Genomic DNA, 2,911 nt, shown 5'->3' on the forward strand with positions numbered 1-2,911 from the left:
TAAAGATGAGTTTTGCATCAAAAGGCTTATCGGAGATTTGAGTATATAGCCTATCGTCGTCGTCATTTTTACTAAAATTCTTATTGACTACCTGTAAACCGCTTAAAGGTAGGATATTAACGCTTTTAGAAACCTTTGTCGCATCGCATAATTCAAGTTCAGAAGCGCTATCCATCTCTATGAAGACTCGCTGACCGCCGCCTATATCTAAGCTCATCTTATAACTTAGTGTCACGGCAGGAGCCTGCAATATGGTTGCACCCGTATTTACGGTAGCATTAAACTCGCCGTATGCCGCTTTACCTGGCTGCATTAATCCGCCTACAAGTACAGGACTACCGCCCGGTGTTGAAGAAGGAGTTAAGTCTCCCGCGCCTTGACCTATATAAAATTTCAATATATTACCGTCAAGCGCAGTAAACTGCCTATCTTTATAAATAGCCTTCGTAACGTTTGGAGTGCCACCTTTTATGACGTCTTTCATAGTCTCGTATGCACCCTTTTGACCATCGCGTAAATAGACTAGTTCATCGGCTGCCGCCGCAGGTATGGTATTTGTAGTGGTAGTGATAGGATCATTTACGACTAGCTCGTTATTTATAGTAGCGCTATCTTTGGTATAGGTAGCGCCGGCTTGACCAAAGTCGATCGATACTACCGCACCTGCTGCATCTTCGCTATCGCCGCCATTCAATCTATTTTCAAATTTCATTCTATAATAGATATTTTCACCCGCAACTACCGGGTTTTTGATCTGCTCAGGAGGTTCATGTAGTTTTTTTACATCCTCTTCGCTTCTTCGGTTACCATCATTATCAAAGAATTTAACCCAGTTAGAGGCGTTATAGACTTCATACTGATAGCACATTTGAGGGACATACAAATCGGCGGAAATAGCAATCATACTTATGAAGTTTTGATCGGCTTGACCTCCGTTGAGATCTTCATACGCCGCACCCAAAGAGATGTTTAGACTAGATTGCGCATTCTTCATCTTTGAACCGATATCGAATTCGTCCAGATCAAATCCACCTAAATAACCGGTGCCGTATGGATAGCTATACTTATAGGTGCCGTTATCATTTATAAGTAAAGCGACAGAGCCGTCGTATATATTAGCGCGATCGTTAGCTAACCGTTGATTAACCCCACTGGATCCGTATAGCGAATCCATTTGTGCAGTTCCTTTGTGTTGAACTTTAAAATACTCGTCGGAGGTCATTTTTCTCTCGCCACCAAACCCTAAAAACCCTAGCTTTGCACTTACGGACCCACTTCTAGGTGTATAAAATCCACTGATGGTAGCGTTAATGTTTATAGGCGTATATCCTCCATCCTTCCAAGGGGTGACGACAAAATAATCGCCGTAAATAGTTACGTTTTTTGGTTTAAAATATTTATTTTTATATTCTACGGCCTCTTTATAAGTCATTTTTTGACCCGTTACGCTATCGTTAGATTGTAAATTATTTAGCAAATCCCTTCTGGAGTTGGCGGTTTTATCATATACTACGATTATTCCCCATCCGCCGTACGGCCCAATACGAACGCTGTTGAACTCTAAATTGGTAAAATCTGCACCGCTTTGATCCTCACCATCACTCGTTCTTACGTTTCCTACAGTAAATTCAATGCTGTCGGAATAATCTTTAAAATATTCCTTGACTAGATCGGTAATATCTTTAGTGCAGCCATATTTTAAACGCAAACGTAAGGGCTTGCGAGATTTTGCCAAAAAGTTCCAAGCAGCCGTTCCTTCGCATCTATCTCTATAAACATCTTCTATTATGCTAGCTTTACCTTTCGAGCTTTTCATTTTAAATTTCACCCGTGTATACCCCTTAGCAAAACCGGTCAATTTTTTTCCGTCTTTGCTGTTGTATTCTGCTTCGCTGTCAAAATCAGTCGTGCTGAATATATTTCCCTGCCAATAAAGTCTCGCATAGACTATATCGTTTTTAGTCACGCCCTTAGGAAGCCTCAAAACAGCTTTTGAACTATTCAAATAAAACTGTCCGTCGCCGTCATCTTTAATGTATGTGCCTTTTGCTCCCCACATGTAACCATAGCCTAAAGCAGAAGGCCAGCTTAAACTAATCACCGGCTTTCCGGTCACGGCGTAGTCTCCAAAGACGTATGTGCCCGCACCGCCGAATCTAACTATCGGCTTTTGGTTTAATTCGTCAGACCGATTTTTTATAGTGGTGAAATTATACAAACCCTGATCTCCGTTCCAATCCCAACCACTTCTGCCTTTCTTTCCGTCCAGCACGCCATCGTCACGATACTCGTTGCTTATTGGGGTAGCAGAATTTATCTTCACGTTCGACCTAACATCATCTGCGAATACTCCCGTCGCGAAACAAAACAACAGCGCCAAAATGGGCGCAAAGCTAAAACTCTTAACTTTCATGATACTACCCTCCGGTCAATAACATAATTTTTGACTATTATTTTACATTTTTTTTGCTTAAATTACAGTGCAATTTGAAAGATTTATAATTAAAATTTAATTTATTTCAAATGGGACGGCAAATAACGACAACGCGATGAAAACTTAACGATGAAAAAATTTCATAAAATATAAAAAATGCGGAAATTTATCAAAAATTTCAGCAAATTTTAAAATTCAAAAGCTCTGTTACGATTTGATGTTGAAATAAATTTTACATCCGCTACGAAAAGCCGGCTCGCTTACGGCGAGTTGAGCGCGATTTTTTGCTCACGCAACTTCAACCCACATTCGCTTTACGGCTTCACTGCTCGTAGATAATTCTCGCAACAAGGCTTGTCACAACTAAAAATCGGGCGGTATTACTCTGTAAAAATTCCTAGTGCAGCGAATTAAAAACATCGCAATTTGGACTTTGCAAAAACATGACCAGCTATTTTTCCAAAGTTCATCGGCGCT

At 40.5% G+C, this 2,911-nt stretch carries 1 protein-coding gene; it reads right to left on the reverse strand.

What is annotated here, in order from left to right:
- Positions 1-2,413: hypothetical protein (locus tag Q0140_RS09090; protein ID WP_297963915.1), on the reverse strand; the 2,413-nt coding region annotated here is incomplete at its 3' end.
- Between the last annotated feature and the right edge of the window lie 498 nt (positions 2,414-2,911).

The organism is uncultured Campylobacter sp. (assembly GCF_938045405.1).
GTDB lineage: Bacteria > Campylobacterota > Campylobacteria > Campylobacterales > Campylobacteraceae > Campylobacter_B.